Annotated in this window: 21 protein-coding genes and 1 riboswitch; of the genes, 10 read left to right on the top strand and 11 right to left on the bottom strand. The window is 66.0% G+C overall.

Features of this window, described 5'->3' with window-relative positions; all coding sequences use genetic code 11:
• Positions 1-141 precede the first annotated feature (141 nt).
• The 4 genes from BWQ93_RS14230 to BWQ93_RS14215 form a co-directional block, all read right to left on the bottom strand.
• Positions 142-669 carry a 2'-5' RNA ligase family protein gene (locus BWQ93_RS14230; protein ID WP_083720907.1) on the bottom strand — a complete coding sequence of 176 codons (528 nt, stop codon included), beginning with the start codon at positions 667-669 and terminating at the stop codon, positions 142-144.
• Between the two features lie 156 nt (positions 670-825).
• A complete protein-coding gene (locus BWQ93_RS14225; protein ID WP_198040395.1) occupies positions 826-2,301 on the bottom strand; it encodes a tetratricopeptide repeat protein in 1,476 nt (491 codons plus the stop codon).
• A 98-nt stretch (positions 2,302-2,399) separates the two neighbouring features.
• The gene (gene thiC / locus BWQ93_RS14220; protein WP_077031123.1) at positions 2,400-4,292 is read right to left on the bottom strand and encodes a phosphomethylpyrimidine synthase ThiC; all 1,893 of its coding nucleotides are present in this window, start codon (positions 4,290-4,292) and stop codon (positions 2,400-2,402) included.
• Between the two features lie 45 nt (positions 4,293-4,337).
• Positions 4,338-4,448: riboswitch (TPP riboswitch) on the bottom strand.
• 42 nt (positions 4,449-4,490) lie between these two features.
• Positions 4,491-4,916: a cupin domain-containing protein gene (locus tag BWQ93_RS14215; RefSeq protein WP_077031122.1), complete on the bottom strand. Its 426-nt coding sequence runs from the start codon at positions 4,914-4,916 to the stop codon at positions 4,491-4,493.
• 93 nt (positions 4,917-5,009) lie between these two features.
• Here BWQ93_RS14215 and BWQ93_RS14210 point away from each other — a divergent pair, with 93 nt between their 5' ends.
• The gene (locus BWQ93_RS14210; protein WP_077031121.1) at positions 5,010-6,242 is read left to right on the top strand and encodes a cytochrome P450; all 1,233 of its coding nucleotides are present in this window, start codon (positions 5,010-5,012) and stop codon (positions 6,240-6,242) included.
• On the opposite strand, the gene BWQ93_RS14205 is transcribed toward BWQ93_RS14210, so the two are convergent.
• Positions 6,239-7,654, bottom strand: a complete 1,416-nt coding sequence (locus BWQ93_RS14205; RefSeq protein WP_077031120.1) for an HD-GYP domain-containing protein — start codon at positions 7,652-7,654, stop codon at positions 6,239-6,241. The genes BWQ93_RS14210 and BWQ93_RS14205 overlap by 4 nt on opposite strands.
• A gap of 324 nt (positions 7,655-7,978) precedes the next feature.
• Between BWQ93_RS14205 and BWQ93_RS14200 the strand changes: the two genes are divergently transcribed.
• The 4 genes from BWQ93_RS14200 (at position 7,979) to BWQ93_RS14185 (ending at position 9,967) form a co-directional block, all read left to right on the top strand.
• Positions 7,979-8,287 (top strand): hypothetical protein, encoded by a 309-nt coding sequence (locus BWQ93_RS14200; RefSeq protein WP_077031119.1) that lies wholly within the window; start codon positions 7,979-7,981, stop codon positions 8,285-8,287.
• Positions 8,288-8,301: 14 nt separating this feature from the next.
• Positions 8,302-8,745 (top strand): DUF6265 family protein, encoded by a 444-nt coding sequence (locus BWQ93_RS14195; RefSeq protein WP_077032426.1) that lies wholly within the window; start codon positions 8,302-8,304, stop codon positions 8,743-8,745.
• 45 nt (positions 8,746-8,790) lie between these two features.
• Positions 8,791-9,483 (top strand): helix-turn-helix transcriptional regulator, encoded by a 693-nt coding sequence (locus BWQ93_RS14190; protein ID WP_077031118.1) that lies wholly within the window; start codon positions 8,791-8,793, stop codon positions 9,481-9,483.
• A gap of 79 nt (positions 9,484-9,562) precedes the next feature.
• Positions 9,563-9,967: a GFA family protein gene (locus BWQ93_RS14185; protein WP_077031117.1), complete on the top strand. Its 405-nt coding sequence runs from the start codon at positions 9,563-9,565 to the stop codon at positions 9,965-9,967.
• A gap of 6 nt (positions 9,968-9,973) precedes the next feature.
• Here BWQ93_RS14185 and BWQ93_RS14180 read toward each other — a convergent pair whose 3' ends face one another.
• Genes BWQ93_RS14180 through BWQ93_RS14165 form a run of 4 tightly spaced genes read right to left on the bottom strand, consistent with a single transcriptional unit; the run spans position 9,974 to position 11,698 of the window.
• A complete protein-coding gene (locus BWQ93_RS14180) occupies positions 9,974-10,429 on the bottom strand; it encodes a DMT family transporter (RefSeq protein ID WP_077031116.1) in 456 nt (151 codons plus the stop codon).
• Entirely contained in the window at positions 10,426-10,653 is a 228-nt protein-coding gene (locus BWQ93_RS14175; RefSeq protein ID WP_077031115.1) for a tautomerase family protein, read from the bottom strand. The genes BWQ93_RS14180 and BWQ93_RS14175 overlap by 4 nt, the downstream gene beginning before the upstream one ends.
• 11 nt (positions 10,654-10,664) lie before the next feature.
• Complete coding sequence (locus BWQ93_RS14170) at positions 10,665-11,075, bottom strand: VOC family protein (RefSeq protein WP_077031114.1); 411 nt, start codon at positions 11,073-11,075, stop codon at positions 10,665-10,667.
• Complete coding sequence (locus BWQ93_RS14165; protein WP_077031113.1) at positions 11,072-11,698, bottom strand: pyridoxamine 5'-phosphate oxidase family protein; 627 nt, start codon at positions 11,696-11,698, stop codon at positions 11,072-11,074. Before BWQ93_RS14165 ends, BWQ93_RS14170 begins: the two co-directional genes overlap by 4 nt.
• Before the next feature lie 144 nt (positions 11,699-11,842).
• Here BWQ93_RS14165 and BWQ93_RS14160 point away from each other — a divergent pair, with 144 nt between their 5' ends.
• Positions 11,843-12,733: a LysR family transcriptional regulator gene (locus tag BWQ93_RS14160; protein ID WP_077031112.1), complete on the top strand. Its 891-nt coding sequence runs from the start codon at positions 11,843-11,845 to the stop codon at positions 12,731-12,733.
• Positions 12,734-12,837: 104 nt separating this feature from the next.
• Here the strand turns inward: BWQ93_RS14160 and BWQ93_RS14155 are convergent, their stop codons facing one another.
• Both BWQ93_RS14155 and BWQ93_RS14150 read right to left on the bottom strand, forming a co-directional pair.
• Complete coding sequence (locus BWQ93_RS14155) at positions 12,838-13,269, bottom strand: DUF3592 domain-containing protein (RefSeq protein ID WP_077031111.1); 432 nt, start codon at positions 13,267-13,269, stop codon at positions 12,838-12,840.
• A gap of 42 nt (positions 13,270-13,311) precedes the next feature.
• On the bottom strand, positions 13,312-14,319 hold the full coding sequence (locus BWQ93_RS14150; RefSeq protein ID WP_198040394.1) for a MipA/OmpV family protein: 1,008 nt from the start codon (positions 14,317-14,319) through the stop codon (positions 13,312-13,314).
• A gap of 194 nt (positions 14,320-14,513) precedes the next feature.
• Between BWQ93_RS14150 and BWQ93_RS14145 the strand changes: the two genes are divergently transcribed.
• The 4 genes from BWQ93_RS14145 to BWQ93_RS14130 all read left to right on the top strand — a co-directional run bounded on the left by BWQ93_RS14145 (position 14,514) and on the right by BWQ93_RS14130 (position 17,995).
• Entirely contained in the window at positions 14,514-14,747 is a 234-nt protein-coding gene (locus BWQ93_RS14145) for a hypothetical protein (RefSeq protein WP_077031110.1), read from the top strand.
• Between the two features lie 229 nt (positions 14,748-14,976).
• Entirely contained in the window at positions 14,977-16,905 is a 1,929-nt protein-coding gene (dxs, locus tag BWQ93_RS14140; protein WP_077031109.1) for a 1-deoxy-D-xylulose-5-phosphate synthase, read from the top strand.
• Positions 16,902-17,330 (top strand): hypothetical protein, encoded by a 429-nt coding sequence (locus BWQ93_RS14135; RefSeq protein WP_077031108.1) that lies wholly within the window; start codon positions 16,902-16,904, stop codon positions 17,328-17,330. The genes dxs and BWQ93_RS14135 overlap by 4 nt, the downstream gene beginning before the upstream one ends.
• Entirely contained in the window at positions 17,327-17,995 is a 669-nt protein-coding gene (locus BWQ93_RS14130) for a hypothetical protein (protein WP_077031107.1), read from the top strand. The genes BWQ93_RS14135 and BWQ93_RS14130 overlap by 4 nt, the downstream gene beginning before the upstream one ends.
• The last annotated feature ends 1 nt before the right edge of the window (position 17,996 follow it).

The following is a 17,996-nucleotide window of genomic DNA, read 5'->3' as shown; positions in this document are numbered from 1 at the left end:
ATATGGCATGGATTCCCCCCGGAACATGCGAAAGACATCTGCGACCCGCGGCGATGCTAGGCGGAAGGCGATGATATGTCATGGCAATTATGGCCCGGCGGCGTGGCGGCGAAAGCGGGCGGAACTGCGCCGCGTTCCGGCTCAGCCCGCATCGCCGCGCAATTTCCACCGGCCATGTTCGACATGAGTGGTCTTGCCGACGATGCTTTCCATCAGGATGATTTCGCCCACCGTCCAGCCGATCGGGGGCATCTTTAGCGCGTTCAATGTCTGGGAACCCAGCCGGTCGCCGCGATAGTTGATCGTGATGTGCGGTTCGGGGGTGGTGCCGTCCATGATCGGCGCCTTTTCGCGCAGCAGATGGTCGACCAGCGCCTTCTGGAACGCCCGCGCCTCGGCCAGCGGCTCACGCGTGCGCAGCGTCACCGCCTTGCGGTTCTCGATCCGGTCGAAGCGGAGCGGGAAGGGCGCCGCGGCGAGGCCGTCCAGCGCGGTGATGGTCGCGGGCAGCCACTCGGGCGGGGCGTAGTGGAGGTCGTAGAGCGAGATAAGCGTGACATGGAGGAGGTCGGGGCCGCGCCCGGGATCGCCCCGCGGCAGCGCGGCGATCGCCGCCTGCACCTCCGGCGGCGGCTTGGCCATGACGTAGAGGGGGTTCCGGGCGCGCATGGGCGGGGGTGTAGCATGGTGGGGGGGCGATTGCCTGACTCTTCGTTAGGGCCGGAGTTTGGGGCCTTAGTAAATTGAATTACGGTGCCAGGCGCAACAATCCCCAAAAGGACGGGCCATTTGTGGACCACGGCACCCGTCATGCCAGCCAAGACTTCATCCTAAATCGAGCGCGGAAAAATGCTTTGCGGCCGCCGGGTCCAATAATAGAGCCTCGCGAATATCCCGCTCGCCGTCCGGCTGGTTCAACTGCTTGCGAGCGAGGCCGCGCCCATAAAGCGCGCTCGACATTTTCGGTGCGATCAGCAGTGCTGCGTCATAGTCGCTCAGCGCATCGGCATATTCTTTTCGCGCGAGATGCGCCCGGCCGCGGCTGTCGAGGAACGAAGCGCGTTGCTGCGATACGGGCGACCGCGCGATCGCCTGGTTGCACGCGTTCAGCGCGACATCCAGTTCAAGGCCCGCAAGCGCCCGGCCCCAGCAGCGCGAATTCTGATAGGTGGGATTCTCGGGATCCATTCTTGCGGCAGCGTCGTAATCGCCGATGCCCTCCTTCACGCGGCCCGCGTCGTATCTGGCCAATCCGCGCAAATGGACCCAATCAGCGACGGCCGGCTCGAGCGTGACGAGCTTGCCGAAATCCTGTTCGGCGCGATCATAATTCTGCTTGTCGAACCACCATTTTCCCCTTCGCGCATAAGCGTGGGGCGCTAAAGACGGATTCATTCGAAGCGCTCTGTCGAATTCGGAATCGGCTTCGCCATTGCGACCCTGCCGCGTAAATAACAGCGCCCGGTCGAGTACGGCTTTGGCATTGGAGGGCGCAAGGCGAAGGGCTTCGTTCAAATCGGCCAGTCCCCCTTCTTGATCGCCTTTCTCGAGCCGCACGGCGGCACGATTGTGATACGCCGCCATGTTGGCAGGGGCCAAACTTATCGCCTTGTCGAAGTCTCGTATCGCATCGTCAAATCTGCGTAATTGGTAAAGAGACCAACCTCTATCTGCATAAGCACCTGCGCGCTTGGGATCTTGTGCAATTATTTTACCGAATTCCGATATCGATCGATCCAAGTCTCCTGAATAGCCAATAAGTATTGCGTCGATATGTATTACATCCAGATTATCAGGATCGATTTTTTTCGCTCTAGATATTACAACTTTGGCTGAATCTATGTCTCCCAAGTCTTTGTATGAATATCCTAAATTTATAAGAGCCCATAAATAGTCCGGCTTCAATTCTATAGATTTTTTGTAATTTACTATCGATTCTTCATATTTGTTGAAGTTACGATATGCATTTGCGAGATTATAAAAAACAGAGGGAGATTTCGAACCCCTCTCTATCGAAATCAAATAATCCGCAATTGCGCCCTCGTAGTCTTTTATCGAGGCCTTGTGAAAGCCACGGATGGCATAAGTAGACGCTAGAAATTCAGCGTCCTTGTTTTCTTTAAGAGCGGCTCGATTCCCTATAGTCTGCTTGATTGTTTCGGAGCATGCTTCGATTTTGGTCTGCACCGAAGGCGTTGCATCGAGGGACGCGCAAACGTCGAAGGGATCCGGCTCGGCCGATTTAACCTGCGACGCCGTCACCAAGAACAATGCGCCGCCCAAAGCAAGCGTGCCCCTCATTATGCTAGCCGACTGCGTTGCCATCGTGTGTTTCGCCCTCGTTTGACCCATGGTGGTGCCGCGAACAAAGACGTTTGTGACCGATCAGAGCGGCAACATCAATCATGCTCCCGCCCGCCCGCGCCCATATACAGCTCGCGCCCGGTGTCCTCATAGACCTGGCTCATTTCCGCCATGCCTTTCTCGGCCTCTTCGGCGGCGATGAAGCCGGCGCTGTCCTGATTTTGCAGCTTCGCGAACTCGCGCACTTCCTGGCTGATCTTCATCGAGCAAAACTTCGGACCGCACATGCTGCAGAAATGCGCGGTCTTGGCGCCTTCGGCCGGCAAGGTCTGGTCGTGATATTGCTCCGCCGTGTCGGGGTCGAGCGACAGGTTGAACTGGTCGCGCCAGCGGAATTCGAAGCGCGCTTTCGATAGCGCGTCGTCGCGGACCTGCGCGGCGGGGTGGCCCTTGGCGAGGTCGGCGGCGTGGGCGGCGAGCTTGTAGGTGACGACGCCGACCTTCACATCGTCGCGGTCGGGCAGGCCGAGATGCTCCTTGGGGGTGACGTAGCAAAGCATCGCGGTGCCGTACCAGCCGATCTGCGCGGCGCCGATGCCGCTGGTGATATGGTCGTAGCCCGGCGCGATGTCGGTGGTGAGCGGCCCGAGCGTGTAGAAGGGCGCCTCGCCGCACGCTTCGAGCTGCTTGTCCATATTCTCCTTGATCTTGTGCATCGGGACATGGCCCGGACCCTCGATCATCACCTGCACATCCTGTGCCCAGGCGCGCTTGGTGAGCTCGCCCAGCGTGTAGAGTTCGGCGAACTGCGCCTCGTCGTTCGCGTCATAGATGCTGCCGGGGCGGAGGCCGTCGCCGAGGCTGTAGGCGACGTCATAGGCCTTCATGATCTCGGTAATCTCGTCGAAGCGTTCGTAGAGGAAGCTTTCCTTGTGATGCGCGAGGCACCATTTCGCCATGATGCTGCCGCCGCGCGACACGATGCCGGTCATGCGCTTTGCGGCGAGGGGCACGTAAGGAAGCCGGACCCCGGCGTGGATGGTGAAATAATCGACGCCCTGTTCGGCCTGTTCGATCAGCGTGTCGGCGAAGATTTCCCACGTCAGATCCTCGGCGACGCCGCCGACTTTCTCCAGCGCCTGATAGATGGGGACGGTGCCGATCGGGACGGGCGAGTTGCGGATGATCCATTCGCGCGTGTCGTGGATGTTGCGCCCGGTCGACAGGTCCATGACGGTGTCGGCGCCCCAGCGGATCGACCAGACCATCTTGTCGACCTCGGATGCGACGTCGGATGCGACCGCGCTGTTGCCGATATTGGCGTTGATCTTGACGAGGAAGTTGCGGCCGATCGCCATCGGCTCGGATTCGGGATGGTTGATGTTGCTGGGGATGATCGCGCGGCCGCGCGCGACCTCGTCGCGGACGAATTCGGGGGTGACGTAATCGGGGATGCTGGCGCCCCAGTCCTGCCCGTCGCGGACATATTCGGCGAGGCGTTCGCGGCCGAGATTCTCGCGGGTCGCGACATATTCCATCTCGGGGGTGATGATGCCGCGGCGGGCGTAGTGCATCTGGCTGACGTTCGCGCCGGGCTTGGCGCGCAGGACCTGCTTGCGGACATTGGGGAAGGCGGGGACGCCGCCCGAGCGGTCGGGGCCGAGCTGGCCGTTGTCCTCGGGGCGGACCTCGCGCTGGGTCACGTCCTCGACGTCGCCGCGCGCGCGAATCCAGCTGGCGCGCAGTTCGGGGAGGCCCTTGGCGATGTCGATGACCGCATTGGGATCGGTGTAGGGGCCGCTGGTGTCGTAGACGCGGACGCTGGGTTCGCCCGAATGCGGGTCGAGGTCGATCTCGCGCATCGCGACGCGGATGCCGCTGCCGGTGGGCGAGGCAATATGGACCTTGCGGCTGCCGCGGATCGGACCGGTGGTGACCCCGATGGGGGTGGCTTGCGCCTTGTCGAGGCGGGAATCGATGTCGGCCATGTGCAGTCGCTCCGTTTGTTATCGGAGCGGGGGCATGGATTCCGAGTGCGGAAAACCGGCCCTCCCTCCGCCCGAGTTACCGGGATCAGGTTCGACGGGTCGCGGCTTGTTCCGCTCTCAACCTGTTGCTGCACACAGGCTCCCCGGGGATGGCGCGACGTTAGGGCGCGGCGGGGCAAATGTCTACGCGCTTTGGTGTCAGCCCGGCATCCAGCCGGGCGGCGCCAGCGTGAAGCCCGCGAAATCGAAGCCGGGGACGACGAGGCAGCTGACGAGCGCCCAGCCCCGGTCGGCGTGCGCGGCCTGCCAGTGATGCGCAGGGATGCGGAGCTGCGGCGCCTCGCCCGCGAGGATGGCGGGGCCGAGGCGGTGGTGGGGGGGGGTGCCGGCGTCGGTGGCCGTGATCGCCAGCGCGAGCGGCGAGCCGGCGTGCCAGAGCCAGAATTCCTCGGCGTCCACCTTGTGCCAGTGCGAGCTTTGCCCCGCCTCGAGCAGGAAATGGATCGCGGTGCCGCCGGCGCGGCCGCCCTCGCCCGGCGGGCCGCGCCAGGTTTCGCGGTACCAGCCGCCCTCGGGATGCGGGGCGAGGCCGAGGCGGTCGATCAGGGCGTGGGGGTCGGTCATGGGCGCATTCTAGGCGCGGCTGGACTCGCCCGGCAAGCATGGCATAGTCCCCTTCGCAAGATCCGCGAACGACGCGGGCGGCGGGAGAGAGATATGGCTTCGGTGCTCGAAGAGGCGCGTGCGGTGGCGCCGGTCGATGTCAGCGACATCGCGCTCTACACCGAGGATCGCTGGCGCGAACCCTTTGCGCAGCTGCGCGCGGCGATGCCGGTGAGCTGGTGTCCCGACAGCCCCTATGGCGGTTACTGGTCGGTCACGACGCATGCCTTGATCCAGCAGGTCGAGCTCGACCCCGCTACCTTCTCCTCGTCGTGGGAGAATGGCAATATCGTCATCGCCGACCCGCCGCCGCAGTCGAACCTGCCGAACTTCATCGCCGCCGACCCGCCGGTGCACACCGCACAGCGCAAGGTGATCGCCCCCGCCTTCAACCCCAGCCAGATGGCCGAGCGCGAGAAGGTCGTGCGCCGGCGCACGCGCGAATTGTTCGACGCGCTGCCGGTCGGCGAGACGTTCGACTGGGTCGAAAGCGTGTCGGTGCCGCTGACGATCGGCATGCTGTGCATCCTGTTCGATTTTCCGTGGGAGGAGCGCCATGACCTCAAGCGCTGGTCGGACTATGGCGGCAATGTCTCGCCCGAGACCGCGAGCGAGGAATATCGCGCGGCGTGGATGGCCGAGATGACGGCGATGCTGGCGCGCTTCGACGCCGAATTCGCCAAGCGCAAGGCGATGCCGCCGACCGACGATTTGCTGTCGCGGATGGTGCACAGCGAGGCGATGGGCAATCTCAATCCGATGGAGCGACTCGCCAATATCGCTTTGCTGATCGTCGGGGGCAACGACACGACGCGCAATTCGATGAGCGGGCTGGTCGAGGCGCTGCATCTTTATCCCGGCGAATTGGACCGGCTGCGCGCCGATCGCTCGCTGATCCCCAATGCGGCGCAGGAGATCATCCGCTGGCAGTCGCCGGTGACGCATATGCGGCGCACCTGCACGCGCGACGTCGAACTGGGCGGGCAGCAGCTCCGCGCGGGCGAGAAGGTGATCCTCTGGTACATCTCGGCGAACCGCGACGAGAGCGTCTTTCCCGACGCCGAACGCTTCGACGTCGGACGCGAAAATGCGCGGCGGCATGTCGCCTTCGGCCACGGCATCCACCGCTGCGTCGGTGCGCGGCTCGCCGAGATTCAGCTGTGCACGCTGATCGAGGAGATCGTCGGGCGCGGGATAAGGATCGAACCGCAAGGCGAGGCCGAGCGGCTGGCGAGCCCCTTCCTGCACGGTTTCGTGCATATGCCGGTGCGGATCGTGGCGGGCTAGAGCGTCAGCGCGCTCGGCATCGCCGGCAGCGGGGCTTCGGGCAGGCCCTCGGCGACGATTTCCTCGAGCGCGTCGTAGCAGTCGCCGTCGATCGCGTCGCCGACCTCGCACGCCATGATCGACAGCGCCTGATCGACCGGCATCGCGGCGCGATAGGGGCGGTCGGCGGTGAGCGCGTCGAAGAAATCGGCGACCGAGATGATCCGCGTCTCCATCGAAATGCTCGTCTCGTCGAGACCCAGCGGATAGCCCGTGCCGTCGAGCCGTTCGTGGTGCGACCCCGCGATTGCCGCCATGTCGCGCATCACCGAAATGCGCGAGAGGATGTCGGTGGTGATCTGCGCATGGCTCTGCATCGCCGCCCATTCGCCCGGCGTCAGCCGTCCGGGCTTGTCGAGGATGCGGTTGCTGACCCCCAATTTGCCAATGTCGTGGAGCATCGCCGAGCGGACGAGGCGGCGGCGCTCGGGTGCGGCGATGCGCAGCTTGGCGCCGACGCGGTCGGTGAGCCAGGCGACGCGTTCGCTGTGGCCGCCGGTATAGGGGCTTTTCGCGTCGATGACCTGGCCGAAGGCGATGGCGATGTCGTCGAGATAATCCTCGTCGACCATGATCCGCGCCTGCGCGGGGGCGAGCGCGAAGAGGCGCTCATCGATGCCGGGCGCCGCGAGTTCGCTCCAGAAACCGGGGTCGGCGGCGAGCTCGGCGAAGATCGCGGCAAGTTCGGGGTCGAGCCAGGTGCCGCTGCGCGCCTGCACCTCGGCGATCGCGCGCGCGGGGCCGCCCGCCATGAAGAAGACGTCGGCGACCTGCGCGAGCAGCGCGATGCGCGACAAGAGCGGGATCTGCGCGCCTGCCAGGCCGCGCGGCATGCCGCTGCCGTCCCAATGTTCGTCGAGCGCGGCGATGGCGCCGGCGACGCGATCGGAGAAACGCAGCCGCTTCGCGATGGTCGCGCCCTGCGTGCAGCGCGTCTCGATGAAGCCGGTGAGGATCGGCGCGGCGTTGGCGAGCAGATGGTCGCGGGCCTCGCGGCGCGCGGCTTCTTCCTCCTTGGCGCCGACCTCGGCCTCGACGAAGGCGAGGAAGTCGGTGACGTCGGGGCCGATCAGCTTGAAACCCTGTTTGAGGCTGCGGTCGTCGCCGAGGAAGAGGTCGGCGACGCGCGCGGCGTTGCTCGAGCAGCCGAGGTCCTTGAGCAGCACCGCATAGAGGCAGTCGGCGAGTTCGCCGCCCTGCAGCCCCGCGGCGAGGCCCATATAGGTGCCGATCCAAGCGGCGCGCACGCTGTGCCCCGCGGGCTGGCCCTCGGTGAGGTCGAGCGCATAGGAGAAGGCGCCGAGGATCTCGGCGAGCGGCGCCTCGCGCGCGGGCGCGGCGATGTCGAAGGCCTGATAGGCCGGCTGGAACATGCTGTTCTCCCCTGTGGAAGGCGCGAGGATAGCGGGGAGAGTTTACCGGGCGGTTAGCGGGGGTGGGGGGGGGGGGCGGGCGTTAGTTGCCGTTCAGATCCTCCTCACGCGAAGCGATGGGGAGGTGGCAGCGCGAAGCGCTGACGGAGGGGTTAGCGACGTCAAAGGTCGGCGCAAGGCCAGACCCCTCCACCACCGCTTCGCGGCGGTCCCCCTCCCCATCGCTTCGCCAAGGGGAGGATCTTTAGGGCAGCTTCCCACCCCGAAGCCGCCGTGTGCAAAACCCGCTTGGCGACGCTGCGCCGATATGCGAGGCAGCCCCCCATGAGCCGACCCGACCTCACCGACGCCGACACACGCACCGCCTATCGCAAGGAATTGCGCGGGGTCGCGCGCTGGCCGCGGACCGTCGGGCTGCTCTGCGTCTTTGCGTCGCTCGGGCTGTGGGCCTGGCCGCAGAGCGGCGGGCCGCTGGTGCTGGGACCGCTGGCCACCGAGAGCTGGGGCTGGATCTGCCTCGCTATCGGCTGGGCGATATTGCTCTGGTCGATCGTCGCGCGCATGCGCCATCACCGCGCGCGGATGGACGAGACGGAGGCCGGCCCGGATCGCGCCGACGCGGGACCTTCGTGATCGCGGAGGCGCATATGAAGGCATTTTTGGCACTGGCCGCGGCAGCGCTGCTGGCGGCGGCGAGCCCCGCGGCGAAGGTCGACGACCTGGCGTGGATGGCGGGGCAGTGGAGCCGCGAGGAGGGCGGGCGCTGGACCGAGGAGAGCTGGACGGGACCGCGCGGCGGGGCGATGCTGGGGCACAGCCGCTCGGGCGCTGGGGAGAAGCTGCGCGAGTTCGAGTATCTGCGCATCGCGGCCGATGCCGATGGCGTGCCGACCTATTATGCGCAGCCCGGCGGGCGGGCGCCGGTGCCGTTCCGGCTGGTGCGGCACGACGGGACGAGCGCGACCTTCGAAAACCCCGCGCATGATTATCCGCAGCGCATCGTCTATGTTCGCGACGGCGACACGCTGACCGCGACGATTTCGGCGATCGACGGGTCGCAGGCGACGGGCTGGACCTTCCAGCGCCGCTGAACCCCCGCTACCGTCGTGCCCGGTGCAGGCGCGAGAGGAGCGGCGGTGGACAAGACGGGACGGCTGTTTGCAATCATCGACAGCCTGCGCCGGCGCCGCCGGCCGGTGACCGCCGAAGCGCTCGCCGAAGAGCAGGGGGTGTCGGTGCGCACGCTCTATCGCGACGTGCAGGCGCTGATCGCGCTCGGCGCGCCGATCGAGGGCGAGGCCGGCGTAGGCTATGTGCTGCGCCCGGGTTTTTTCCTGCCGCCTTTGATGTTCACCGCCGACGAGCTGGAGGCGCTGGTGCTCGGCGCACGCTGGGTCGAGGGGCGGCAGGACGGGGCGCTGTCGCGCGCGGCGGGGCTGGCGCTCGCCAAGATCGCGGCGGCAAGCCCCGACGATCTGAAGCAGCGGATCGACGAGTCGGGGCTGTGGCCGGTGAACAGCCGCTGGCGCGAGAGCAATGCGCCGTTGCTCGCGACGGTGCGCGAGGCGATGCGCGCCGAGAAGGTGCTGCACATCGATTATCAGGACGAAAAGGGGGCGGCGACCGAGCGGGCGATCTGGCCCGCGGCGCTCGCCTATTTCGAAGACCGGCAGGTGATCGCGGCATGGTGCCTGCTGCGGCAGGATTTCAGGAGCTTTCGCATCGACCGCATCGCCGCGGCGCGGATCGGCGACACCCGCTTCGGGCGGCGGCGCGCGGTGCTGATGGCCGATTGGTGGCGCAGGGACGGCTATGACGACGCCTCCTGACATGATCTGTCAGGGGGGTGGGCTAGAGATCTTCGGGTGAGGAGCGCCGGCGGACGGCGCGTCAGACCGGAGAAGACAAATGCTAAAGACCCACCATGGTTCGTGCCACTGCGGCGCGGTGAAGTTCGAAGCCGAGCTCGACCTCGAGGCGGGGACGGGCAAGTGCAATTGCTCGATCTGCACCAAGAAAAGGAACTGGAGCGCGCAGATCAAGCCCGACGCCTTTCGCCTGCTGACCGACCCCGCGGCGCTGTCGGACTATCAGTTCGGCTCGTCGAGCGTGCATCACCTCTTCTGCAAGACCTGCGGCGTGTCGCCCTATGGCCAGGGCTATGTCGAGGAGATCGGCGGCGCCTATGTGTCGGTGGCGATCGCGTGCCTCGACGACCTGACCCCGGCCGAGATGGCGGCGCTGCCGGTGCAGCATATGGACGGCGCGGGGAATAATTGGTGGAATGCGCCGGAGGTGACGGCGCATATGTGATGCGGCTCAGCTGCGCCGTGCCAGATACACGCCCGCGATCATCAGTGCGATGCCCGCGATGCGCTTCATGTCGATCGCCGAGCGCAGCGCGCCGAACAGGCCGAAATGGTCGATCGTCGCGGCGCTGATCAGCTGGCCGACGAGCACGAAGAAGATCGCGTTGCCGACCCCGAACTTCGGGGCGATGAAGGTCACCGCGATGACGTAGAAGGCGACGAACAGCCCGCCGAAGTAGAACTGCGGCGCGATGTCGCTGGTGAAGCGGATCTGGCCGACCGAGCCGGTGAGCAATGCGCCCGCGGTGGCGATCAGGAAGGCCAGGCCGAAGAGGATCATCGACGCTGCCATCGGGCTGCCGAGCCGCGCGCCGAGCCCGCCGTTCAAGGCGGCGAGGATCGGGATGCCGATCCCGGTGAGCAGCATGATGAGGGCGAAAGCGGGGGCGCTGCCGGGGGCGGTCATCGCTCGGCCTCCTTCGCGGCGGCGGCTTGCTGCGCGCGATAGTCGAGCACGGGCAGCCCGCCGATGCCCCAATTGTCCAGATCGACCTCGTCGATCGTGACCACCGTGGTCGCGGGATTCTTGCCCAGCACGCGCTGGAGCAGCGCGGTGACCCCGCCGATCAGCTCGGCCTTCTGCTCGGGCGTCGCGCCCTCGCGAGTGATCCTGATGTTCACATAAGGCATGGGCTTTCTCCTCAGGCGAAGGGCGTGGCGAATTCGATGCGGATGCCGCCGGGCATAGCGCAGATGAAATGATGTGTCGTCGACCCTTCGCGGATCGGTTCGGGATCGAATTCGATCCGGGCGCCGGGATGCCCCTGCACGCGCGCGAAGACGGTGCGCAGCGCATCGAGGTCGGCGACGCGCAGCGCGAGGTGATGGAGGCCGACATTGGCGCGGCGGTCGAAGGGGGCGGCGCTGGCGGGATCGGCGACCTGCCACAGGGTGAGCAGGGTCGTGCCGTCGGTCACGAAGATCGCGGGATAGTCGGGGCGTTCGGCGACGACGTTGTAGCCCAAGGCGTCGACGAAGAAGTCGCGCGCCTCGGCGACGTCGCGGACGGCGAGGCCGATATGGTGCGCGCCCTGGGTCCAGGCTGTCGTCATTTTTCTTCCTTCTCTGCACGAAGCGCGGCGATTTCGGCGCGCAGCTGGCCCAGTTCGGCCGCCATCGGCTTGATCGCGGCCGAGATTTCGGCCTCGGTGAAGCGCGGGGTGATGTGCTGCGAGCAATTCCATTCCCAGCCGATGATATCGATCAGGAAGGCGCGCTCGGGCACCGCGCGATAGCCATCGGGCATCAGCGAGGCGACGAGCTCGGGATCGTCCTCGCGCTCGATGCTGCGCGCATGGCCGAGCAGTTTCAGCCGCTCGCGGTTCGGATAATCCATCAGGAACAGCGACACGCGGTCGTCGCGCATCAGGTTTGCGGTGCTGATATATTGCTTGTTGCCGCGATAGTCGGCGAAGCCGATGCGGTTGCCCGCGATGTGGCGCAGGAACCCCGCGGGGCCGCCGCGATGCTGCATATAGGGCCAGCCGTCGGCGGTGACGCTGGCCATGTAGAAGCTGTCGCGCAGCGCGATATAATCGATTTCCTTGGCGGTGAGCAGGTCGGGCGCGCCGTCGGCGCCCGCGTCGAGCTTGGCATAGGAGGCGCGCGAGCCGTGGATTTCCTGCAGGCGCTGGACGTCGTCGTTGAAGAGCGTGGTACGGTAATTGCGTGCCATGGCGCGGGTCCTTGTCGAGGAAAGCGCGAACGAAGGCCGGGAGGGGGCGGATGCCTTCGTTCGCTGGGGCCGATGTAGGTCATTGCCCGCTGCGCGATAATCGGCGAAGATGGCAGGACTTCATTCCGGAAAGTGGAATAATCGATGGACCGGCTGCTTACGCTCGAAATGTTCGTTGCGGTGGCGGGCGAGGGCGGCTTTGCCGCGGCGGCGCGCAAGCTCGGCAGCTCGCCGCCCGCGGTGACGCGCGGGATTGCGGCGCTCGAGGCGCGGCTGGGGACGAGCCTGTTCCATCGGTCGACGCGTGCGGTGGTGCTGACCGATGCGGGCGCGGCGTTCCTGGGTGAGGCGCGGCGCATCCTTGCCGATCTCGCGGGGGCCGAGCGTGTCGTGCGCGGCGCGGCGGCCGAACCGCGCGGGCAGCTTTATCTGACCGCACCGGTGATGTTCGGGCGGCTGCATGTCTTGCCGGTGGTGAGCGCGTTGCTCGCCGAGCATCGCGCGCTGAGTGCGCGGATGATGCTGGTCGATCGCAACGTCCGCATCGTCGAGGAGGGGATCGACGTCGCGCTGCGCATCGGGCCGCTCGCCGATTCGAGCCTGAAGGCGGTGCGCATCGGCGCGGTGCGGCAGATGCTGGTCGCGAGCCCCGCCTATCTGGCACGGGACGGCGCGCCGGGCGCGGTCGGCGACCTTGCCGGTCATGCGCTGATCGCGATGGACGGCCCGCGCGCGGGGAGCGAATGGCAGTTTGCGGACCGGCGGCTGAAACTCGAGGGACGCGCGCGGCTGGTGGTGAACACCGTCGACGGCGCGATGGCGGCGGCCGAGGCGGGGGTCGGGATCGCGAACCTGCTGAGCTACCAGGTCGCCGATGCGGTCGATGCCGGGCGGCTGATTTCGCTGCTTGGGCCGGAGCAGCCGTCGGCGCTGCCGGTACACTTGCTGTTCGAGCCGTCGCGCGCGGCGTTGCCGTCGGTGCGGCTGTTCGTCGACGCGATGAAGGCACGGCTGCGGCTGGCGGGGCTGGGATAGGGGGCGGGCGGCTCGTTCAGCGCGTTTTGTTCGATGGCGATAGGTCGGGATTTTTTTTGTGAAATTAATTTCGCCGACGTCCACGGTGCAGCACCCGCCTCTCGTCAATGCGCTCCCGCCACCAAAATCCAGATCGTGCCGATCGCGACGAAGAGCAGGCCCAGGCCGACGAAGAGGCCGATGAAGCAGCCGTTGCGCATCGGCGCCCAGATCATGACGTCGCTGGGGTCGTCGGGATTGTAGCGCACGCGCATCGCGGCGCCGACGGGCTTGGGATGGTTGGTCGACAGGCTGTCGCGCATCTGTTTCGTCACGCCCGCGAGGCGATATTCGATCAGCGCGGTGTGCATCAGCGTGTTGTCGCCGTCGCTGTCGCGGCTCCAGTGGCTGTCGTGGCCGATGATGCGACCCTCGACCTCGTGCCAGCGGCGGCCGCGCATCTCCTTTTTCGCCATCACGAGGCCGATGCCCGCGAACAGCGCGCCGATGCCGGCGAAGAACCACGGCATCAGGCGCAGGATCTGTTCTTCTTCCACTCCGCTTCCCCCCGGAACGAAGATGGGCCGGATCAGCCCCCTTTAGAATTGATAGGCGAGGCCGATGCCGCCGAGCCACTGGTCGGCGCTGCCCGCGTCGGCGACGATCGGCGAATCGGCATAGCGGCCCAGCATGCGGCCATATTGCGCGCCGCCGATCAGCACGAAGCCTTTGCGCAAATCGCCCGACAGGCCATAGGCGCCCGCGAGACCGATCGTATATTTGCCCGCGGTGACCTTGTCGCCCGCGCGGTTGTAGACCGGCAGCCCGCTGGCGGCGCTGCCGAGCGGATCGATGTCGAAATAATAGCGGCCGAAACCCTTGCCATAGACGTTCACCGACGCCGAGACTCCGATGAAGGCGCGCTTCGACAGCGGGGTGCCATAGTCGACCGTCGGCGAGAGGACCCAGCTGCCGTGCTTGCCGCTGATGTCCTTCAGCCCGACGACGCGCAGGCCGACCTGGTCGTACCCGCTGGTGACGATGCCGGTGTGGGTGATGCCGCCCGAAAAGCCGAGTTCGACCGCCATCTTCTTTTCGCCGAGCGCCTCGACCTGGGCATCCTTGATGCGGCCGGTGCGGTCGCTGCGCAGGTTGATGATCGGGCCGAATTTGAGGTCGGTCTTCTGCCCGCGCTTCTGGCGGATCAGGTCGACCTGGAAATTGGTGCCGCGCGTCGAAAAGGCGAAGCCGCCGAGCCGGCCGCGGAGGTAGAAGCCGGGCAGGACGACGCGGTCGTCCGAGCCATTGTAGCTGGGCGCGGTGATCACCCCGCCGGCGACCGAGATATAGTCGCGCGCCCATTTGCGGTCGTCTTCGTAGCCCTCGGGCGAGGCGGTGGGCAGCAGGATCGCCTCGTCGATCTCGCGGTCCTGGAGATAGGCGGCGGGCGTCGGCAGCACGGGCGCGGGAAGGCCCGGCGCGACCTCGCTGCCGCCGAGCGCGGCGAGATCGTAACCGAGCGGGCCGTCCATCGCCTGCGCGGGCGCGGCGGCAACGAGCATCAGTGCCGGAACGGCCAGGCGGGAGAAGAAGGCGGGCATCGGCATGGGTTCTATGGTTCCTGTTGGTCTTGCCCCTCGTGACATTCGTGTAAGCGACGCAAGGGGGCTTGGAAAGACAGAGACTTGCCGGGGCGCGATTTAGTTCCCATGCTAAGCGCCATGTCGCCGATCTTCTGCTTCGACGCGCCTTGCGGGCGCCTGAACCGCGCTGGCATCATGGCGTTGCGGACGATGCGGACGTGAGCCGCAAGCCGCGCTTTGCCGGCTATGCGCTGATGGCTGTTGCCGCGCTGCTCGCGGTGGCGATGCGGCGCGGGATGTTGACCGAAATCGGCCCGTTCCCGGTCGCGGCGGTGGCTTTGCTGGTCGGGATGATCGGGGTGATGCTGGTGTTCACCGACCTGATGGTGCGCGGGCTCTATGCGCAGGTCGACGCGGCGAAGCGGCGCGATGATGATGATGAGGGTGGGTAGTGGGCGAACGATCCTCCCCACGCGATGCGATCGGGAGGTGGCAGCGGCGTAGCCGCTGACGGAGGGGTATGGCGCCGAAGTAAGACCCCTCCACCACCGCCTGCGGCGGCGGTCCCCCTCCCCAACGCTGCGCGATGGGGAGGATCGTGAGGTCCGCCCTTCACCCCCAAGGCACGGCTATAACCCCTTTTCGTTCGACACTATCGGCGGTTAGCTTTATGACCGGGGCATGACCGATCGTCCGTCCACACCGCTGCTCGACACGGTGGATATCCCCGCCGACCTCCGCAAGCTGAAGCCCGAAGATCTGCGCCAGTTCGCCGACGAATTGCGCGCCGAGATGATCAGCGCGGTCGGCACCACCGGGGGCCATCTGGGGTCGGGGCTGGGGGTGGTCGAGCTGACCACCGCGCTCCACTATGTGTTCGACACGCCGCGCGACAAGATCGTGTGGGACGTGGGGCACCAATGCTATCCGCACAAGATCGTCACCGGGCGCCGCGACCGGATCCGCACGCTGCGCACGGGTGGGGGCCTCAGCGGTTTCACCAAGCGCAGCGAGAGCGAGTACGACCCGTTCGGCGCGGCGCATTCGTCGACCTCGATCAGCGCGGCGCTGGGCTTTGCGATCGCCAACAAGCTGAAGGATGAGCCCGGGCGCGCGATCGCGGTGATCGGCGACGGGTCGATGTCGGCGGGCATGGCCTATGAGGCGATGAACAACGCCGCCGCGGCGGGCAACCGGCTGATCGTGATTTTGAACGACAACGACATGTCGATCGCGCCGCCGGTGGGTGGGCTGTCGGCCTATCTCGCCAAACTGGTGTCGTCGCGGCCCTTCGTCGAGCTGCGCGAGATCGCGCGGCGCTTTGCAAGGAAGCTGCCGGAGCCTTTGCACAAGGCGGCGAAGAAGACCGACGAATATGCCCGCGGCATGGCGATGGGCGGGACGCTCTTCGAAGAACTCGGCTTCTATTATGTCGGGCCGATCGACGGGCATAATCTCGACCATCTGATCCCGGTGCTCGAAAATGTCCGCGACAGCGACCATGGGCCGGTGCTGATCCATGCGGTAACCGTGAAGGGCAAGGGCTATGGCCCCGCCGAGGCCGCCGCCGACAAATATCATGGTGTGCAGAAATTCGACGTCGTCACCGGCGTGCAGGCGAAGGCGCCGCCGGGGCCGCCGCAGTACCAGAATGTCTTCGGCGAGACGCTGGCGAAGCTCGCCGAGACCGACAAGCGGATCGTGGCGATCACCGCGGCGATGCCGTCGGGCACCGGGGTCGATAAATTCGCCAAGGCGCATCCGACAAGGACCTTCGACGTCGGCATTGCCGAGCAGCATGCGGTGACTTTTGCCGCGGGGCTCGCGGCGCAGGGCATGCGGCCGTTCGCGGCGATCTATTCGACGTTTTTGCAGCGCGCTTATGATCAGGTCGTGCACGATGTCGCGATCCAGAATCTGCCGGTGCGCTTCGCGATCGACCGCGCGGGGCTGGTCGGCGCCGACGGGTCGACGCATGCGGGCTCGTTCGACGTCACCTATCTGGCGACCTTGCCCAACATGGTGGTGATGGCGGCGGCCGACGAGGCCGAGCTGGTCCATATGACCTATACCGCCGCCGAATATGACGATGGGCCGATTGCGTTCCGCTATCCGCGCGGCAACGGTACCGGGGTGGCGTTGCCCGAGGTTCCGGTGAAGCTCGAGATCGGCAAGGGGCGGATCGTTCGTCAGGGCAAGGCGGTCGCGATCCTGTCGCTCGGCACGCGCCTCGCCGAGGCGCTGAAGGCGGCGGACACCTTGGAAGCGCGCGGGCTTTCCACCAGCGTGATCGACCTGCGCTTCGCCAAGCCGCTCGACGAGGAGCTGATCCGCAAGACGCTCGCCGGCCACGAGGTTTGCGTGACGATCGAGGAGAATAGCGTCGGCGGGCTCGGCGCGCATATACTGACGCTGGCGAGCGACGAGGGGCTCATCGACGCGGGGCTGAAGCTGCGCACGATGCGCCTGCCCGACATGTTCCAGGACCAGGACAAGCCCGAGCTGCAATATGACGAAGCGGGACTCAACGCGCCGCAGATCGTCGATACCGTGCTGAAGGCGCTGCGCCACAACAGCGCGGGCGTCGAGGAAGCGGGCGCGCGGGCTTGAGCGGCTGGTGGGTCGCCGCCGGCTGCGTCGGACTGTTTCTGATTTTCGCTTTTTTTGCTGCCCGTTCGGGCAAGCGACGGGCGGCCGCTTTGGCCGCAACGCGCATCAGCCCGAGCCGGGAAGAGTTCATCGCGCTATTATCCGATGATTGCGAGCCCGATATCGCTGCGTTCGTCTGGACGATCTTCACCGAGGAATATTCCTATTGGGACGCCGGGCTAACGCCGCATCCCGATGACAATTACCTGGGGGACATGCCGATCAATCCTGAAAATGAGCAGGACTGGCTGGGCGACTTCTGTGCTGCGGAGGATTTGCGCCCGAAAGACTTTCCGCACTGGCCGGAAGGCTGGAAAACGACCGTCCGAAACTTCGCGCGTTGGCTGTCCGAGGCGCGTCGGTCGATCGTGCGAGCGGTCGCATGAACTTCTTCAACCTCCTGCAATCGCTCGACGAGCTTCTGTACGAGGTGATGTCGTGGCTGGTCTTCTATCCGATCACGCTGTGGCGCACGTTGGTGCATCCGCTGAAGATGATGGATTATTCGGACGTCGAGCAAGGCGACGTGGCCGACCAGCAATATACCGACACGCTGAGCCCGCCTTTGTTCCTGCTCCTGTCGCTGATCCTCGTCCACGCCGCCGAGATCGCGCTGGTCGGCAACGATGCGGTGATCACCAGTAAGGTCGGGTTGGCGGCGTTCGTCAGTAACAACACTGACCTGATCATCCTGCGCATCGTCAGTTTCAGCCTGTTCCCGGTGATGCTGGCGACGCGGATGGTCCGCGCGCAGAAATTGCAGGTCAACCGCGACACGTTGCGCGCGCCCTTCTACAGCCAATGCTATGTCGCCGCGGTGCTGGCGATGATGCTGGGCGGCGCGGTGATCCTGGTCAAGCTGGCGCACGACTGGTCGGTGCTGGCGGGCGGCGCGCTCGCGCTGTTCGGATTGCTGTGGTTCGGTTTCCTGCAGACCGCTTGGTTCAACCAACATCTGAAATGCGGGCGGCTGCGCGCCTTCGGCCACGCCTCGCGCGCGATGGTCGAGAGCCTGGTGGCGATGTTCGTGCTGTCGAGCTTGTTCCGCTAGG

It is taken from the genome of Sphingopyxis sp. QXT-31, from assembly GCF_001984035.1.
In the GTDB taxonomy this organism is placed as follows: Bacteria; Pseudomonadota; Alphaproteobacteria; order Sphingomonadales; family Sphingomonadaceae; genus Sphingopyxis.
This window is presented reverse-complemented; position numbering and strand designations above follow the sequence as displayed.

Bases quoted from the DNA above. Each gene is read 5' to 3' on its own strand.
- BWQ93_RS14230 (WP_083720907.1), bottom strand. From the start codon at position 669: ATGCGCGCCCGGAACCCCCTCTACGTCATGGCCAAGCCGCCGCCGGAG.
- BWQ93_RS14225 (WP_198040395.1), bottom strand. From the start codon at position 2,301: ATGAGGGGCACGCTTGCTTTGGGCGGCGCATTGTTCTTGGTGACGGCG.
- thiC (WP_077031123.1), bottom strand. From the start codon at position 4,292: ATGGCCGACATCGATTCCCGCCTCGACAAGGCGCAAGCCACCCCCATC.
- BWQ93_RS14215 (WP_077031122.1), bottom strand. From the start codon at position 4,916: ATGACCGACCCCCACGCCCTGATCGACCGCCTCGGCCTCGCCCCGCAT.
- BWQ93_RS14210 (WP_077031121.1), top strand. From the start codon at position 5,010: ATGGCTTCGGTGCTCGAAGAGGCGCGTGCGGTGGCGCCGGTCGATGTC.
- BWQ93_RS14205 (WP_077031120.1), bottom strand. From the start codon at position 7,654: ATGTTCCAGCCGGCCTATCAGGCCTTCGACATCGCCGCGCCCGCGCGC.
- BWQ93_RS14200 (WP_077031119.1), top strand. From the start codon at position 7,979: ATGAGCCGACCCGACCTCACCGACGCCGACACACGCACCGCCTATCGC.
- BWQ93_RS14195 (WP_077032426.1), top strand. From the start codon at position 8,302: ATGAAGGCATTTTTGGCACTGGCCGCGGCAGCGCTGCTGGCGGCGGCG.
- BWQ93_RS14185 (WP_077031117.1), top strand. From the start codon at position 9,563: ATGCTAAAGACCCACCATGGTTCGTGCCACTGCGGCGCGGTGAAGTTC.
- BWQ93_RS14180 (WP_077031116.1), bottom strand. From the start codon at position 10,429: ATGACCGCCCCCGGCAGCGCCCCCGCTTTCGCCCTCATCATGCTGCTC.
- BWQ93_RS14175 (WP_077031115.1), bottom strand. From the start codon at position 10,653: ATGCCTTATGTGAACATCAGGATCACTCGCGAGGGCGCGACGCCCGAG.
- BWQ93_RS14170 (WP_077031114.1), bottom strand. From the start codon at position 11,075: ATGACGACAGCCTGGACCCAGGGCGCGCACCATATCGGCCTCGCCGTC.
- BWQ93_RS14165 (WP_077031113.1), bottom strand. From the start codon at position 11,698: ATGGCACGCAATTACCGTACCACGCTCTTCAACGACGACGTCCAGCGC.
- BWQ93_RS14160 (WP_077031112.1), top strand. From the start codon at position 11,843: ATGGACCGGCTGCTTACGCTCGAAATGTTCGTTGCGGTGGCGGGCGAG.
- BWQ93_RS14150 (WP_198040394.1), bottom strand. From the start codon at position 14,319: ATGCCGATGCCCGCCTTCTTCTCCCGCCTGGCCGTTCCGGCACTGATG.
- dxs (WP_077031109.1), top strand. From the start codon at position 14,977: ATGACCGATCGTCCGTCCACACCGCTGCTCGACACGGTGGATATCCCC.
- BWQ93_RS14130 (WP_077031107.1), top strand. From the start codon at position 17,327: ATGAACTTCTTCAACCTCCTGCAATCGCTCGACGAGCTTCTGTACGAG.